This is a genomic window from Halanaerobium sp. ST460_2HS_T2, assembly GCF_003337665.1.
GTDB lineage: Bacteria > Bacillota > Halanaerobiia > Halanaerobiales > Halanaerobiaceae > Halanaerobium > Halanaerobium kushneri.
The window spans coordinates 1-1,737 of sequence record NZ_QPJF01000070.1 but is presented as its reverse complement, the minus strand read 5'-3'; the positions used below and the strand labels follow the sequence as shown (position 1 = coordinate 1,737).

The 1,737-nt window shown below is 31.3% G+C and carries 1 protein-coding gene; it reads right to left on the bottom strand.

Annotation, left to right across the window (positions count from 1 at the left end; all coding sequences use genetic code 11):
• Positions 1-204: 204 nt before the first annotated feature.
• Entirely contained in the window at positions 205-1,572 is a 1,368-nt protein-coding gene (locus DFR80_RS15055; protein ID WP_114490478.1) for an IS1380 family transposase, read from the bottom strand.
• Positions 1,573-1,737 lie beyond the last annotated feature (165 nt).

The window sequence follows — 1,737 nt, the reverse complement described above, 5'->3', positions numbered from 1 at the left end:
AACTTGAATTCGGCAAGTAAAAAGTTAAAGTAGTTCTTTTTAGATTTTTGCCGTTAAAAAATCATTTCAATCTTTAAAAATAAAATATTTTATTGCAAATTTAAGTTTCCAAATTAAATAGTCGTTAAAACTACAGATTTTAGACGCACTTAGCTAAACTATGTTTTTAATAGCTTAAAATTAATTTAAATTGTATCGGTAGTTTTAGTTTAATATCACCTGCTTTCTAAAATTAATCAAAGCAGTTCTAAGATGTTCAATTGTTTTTTCAAGCAGCTCATTTGGAGCATAGCGGATGTGTTTGTACCAGCCGCTGCCACAAATATTACCTGCTATTCTATAAAAGATTCTTCTTAATGTTGTTATCTCATGATGATGCATGTTTTCAGGTAAGAAGGTTCTCTTAAACCAGTTATTTAAGTTAAATGCAATCATTTTAATCAGTAAATATAGCTCATTACATTTATGGTTAATCTGAGTATTTTGATCAAAGGCAAAGCCTTCTTTTAGCTCATCGATCTTGTTTTCAATATTGCAGCGTTGATTGTAGTCATTAAATACTTCTTCAGCAGTTAGATAGTCTACATTGGTGACGATAGCCTGATACTCATAGGTAAACTCTTCAAACAGCATCTGTCCCTTTTTGTTGCATTTAGGCAGAGACTTTTTGATCAAAACAAAGCGTCGTTCTCTATCCCAGCTTTTTAGTGGGATTCTAATTTCAGTAACACTAAAAGTGTTATCGATTTTGACCCAGGGATATTGATCAGGGTTTTCATTAGCATAATCAATAATCTTTTTGACACCATTTTGCATTTTAGCTTTGATTATGTATTCAATACCGTTATCTTCACAGTATCTGAAGTTTTTCTGATCAAAGAAACCTCTGTCAGCTCTGATTCTTTTTAGATACCAGGTTTCAGGCAGAGTTTCAATACAGGATTCTAAAAACTTAAGAAATTCATGGTTGCTGTGATGTGTTCCTTCTTCTAAAGTTAGATTAAGTAGTTCATCAGTTTTAGAGATAATTGCTACTTTTTCTTTAAAAGATGGTCTGCCTTTATATCTGGGATTATATCCATTTGCAGAACCTTCCTGATTGCCAAAAACAGTGCACACTGTATCATCAAAATCGAGAATCACTTCTCTGGGAGCCTGGTTTTTAGCCATCAGAGAAAGAAGATCTTTATTAAGTTTTCTTAGTTCATTTCTACTTTCTTCTGGCAGAGCTTTTAGAAGATCTCGGCATACTTTTTCACTTGGAACATTAAAATCTTTAATTTTAAGATAGCCAGCATCCTGTCTTAAGTTTTCAAAGTGAGAAAAACGAGAATAACCCAGTGTAGATCCATCAACCATAAAATCAATAATATCAGCGGGTTGAAAAGTAGCATTTGGAGCTTTTCGATAGCTAATATTATCTGAAATCAAAGATTTAAAGTCTATAATTGATTTAGCAGCTTCAAGATAAGTAAAAGATGGAACATTGGAAACTGTATTATTGTCAAATTTTGCAGGAATATTAAATTCGTTAAAACTATTTATTTTATTGTTGTTTTGTGGTAAACTCATATCAGAATCTCCTTTTTGGTTTTGGTATGGTTTTTTTGCCTAAAAACATTTTACCATAAAACCAAGAGGAGATTCTATTTTTTTATTCAAAAAAATTTGAACTAGATTTACTGTTTAAAGACTATCATAACGGGATTCGGTATTTTTACTTGCCGAATTCAAGTT